The organism is Chromobacterium vaccinii (genome assembly GCF_000971335.1).
Taxonomy (GTDB): domain Bacteria; phylum Pseudomonadota; class Gammaproteobacteria; order Burkholderiales; family Chromobacteriaceae; genus Chromobacterium; species Chromobacterium vaccinii.
The window spans coordinates 1-1,534 of the sequence record NZ_JZJL01000122.1 but is presented as its reverse complement, the minus strand read 5'-3'; the positions used below and the strand labels follow the sequence as shown (position 1 = coordinate 1,534).

The following is a 1,534-nucleotide window of genomic DNA, read 5'->3' as shown; positions in this document are numbered from 1 at the left end:
CCGGGCGCTGGGGATGTTCATCAATACGCTGCCGTTGCGGATAGGCGCGGGCCGGGTCGGCGCGAGGGCGGCGGTGAAGGCGGTGCATGCCAGTCTGAGCGGGCTGCTGATCCACGAACACGCGCCATTGGCGCTGGCGCAGCGCTGCAGCGGCCTGGCGCCGGGGCAGCCGTTGTTCAGCGCGCTGATCAATTACCGGCACAGCACGGCGTTGCCGAATCCGGACGAGATCCTGCCCGGAGTGAGGGTGCTGTGGAGCGAGGAGCGGACCAACTATCCGCTGACGCTGACGGTGGATGACCTGGGCGTCGGCTTCGAGCTGACGGTGCAGGCCGCGGCCGGCATCGGCGCCGCGCGGGTGGGAGGCTATTTGCATGCCGCGCTGGACAGCTTGGCACAGGCGCTGGAACAGGCACCGGAGGACGAGGTGGCGAGGCTGCCTTGGATACCGGCGGCCGAATTGGCCACCCTGCTGCAAGAGTGGAACGCCACCGGGTTGGCGTATCCGCGGGAGCAAGGGGTGCACGAGTTGTTCGAGGCGCAGGCGGCGAGGACGCCGGACGCCATCGCTGTGAGCGATGAGCGCGGACAGCTCAGCTATGGCGAACTGGAGTTCCAGGCCAACCAGTTGGCGCGCCATTTGCGGCGGACAGGCGTGAGGCCGGAACAGCGCGTGGCGATCTGCGTCGAGCGCAGCTTCGACCAGGTGATCGGGCTGCTGGGGATTCTGAAGGCGGGATGCGCCTATGTGCCGCTGGATCCAGCCTATCAGTCGGAGCGGCTGGCCTATATGTTGGCAGACTGCCAACCGGCGGCCGTGGTGCATCAGGCGCGGACCCGGAGCGCGGTGGCTGTTTCTCCGGTTCCGCTGATAGACATGTCCGCAGACGCCTGGCGTGGGGAGTCCGGCGAGCGGCTGGAGCAGGAAGAGGCCCCCGGACAGCGTGCCCATCATCTGGCTTATGTGATCTATACCTCGGGCTCCACCGGCCAACCCAAGGGCGTGATGGTGGAGCACCAGGGTGTGTGCAATCTGGCTGTGGCCGAAGCGCGGCATTTCATGGTGGCGCCTGGTTGCAAGGTCTTGCAATTCGCATCGTTCAGCTTCGATACCTCGGTATCGGAGACCATGATGGCCTTGACCAGCGGCGCCTGTCTTCATCTGGCGCCGCATCATCCCAAGCCCTTGGGAGAAGCGCTGGCGCGCTTGATAGGCCGTCATGGCATCACTCACATGACTATACAGCCGGCCGTGCTGGCCACATTGCCCCAGTGCGACGATCTGTCTTCGTTGAGGGTGCTGATCGTCGCCGGGGAGAAAGTCGGCAGGGAGTTGGTGGAGCAGTGGTCCGGGCCGCTCCGGCTGATGAACGCCTATGGCCCAACCGAAGCCACCGTATGTTCCACCGTGTATCTGTGCGGTGGCGACAGCGATATGGACCCGCCGATAGGCCATGCCATCCCTAACAAGCGCATCTACTTGCTGGACGACTATGGCCAGCCGGTGCCGGTGGGCGTGGTGGGCGAGATCCAT

At 65.5% G+C, this 1,534-nt stretch carries 1 protein-coding gene; it reads left to right on the top strand.

Annotated elements, in window-relative coordinates; translation table 11 throughout:
- Nucleotides 1-13: 13 nt before the first annotated feature.
- Nucleotides 14-1,534, top strand: a 1,521-nt coding sequence (locus VL52_RS22855) for a non-ribosomal peptide synthetase (RefSeq protein WP_160298983.1), incomplete at its 3' end; no start/stop codon positions are given.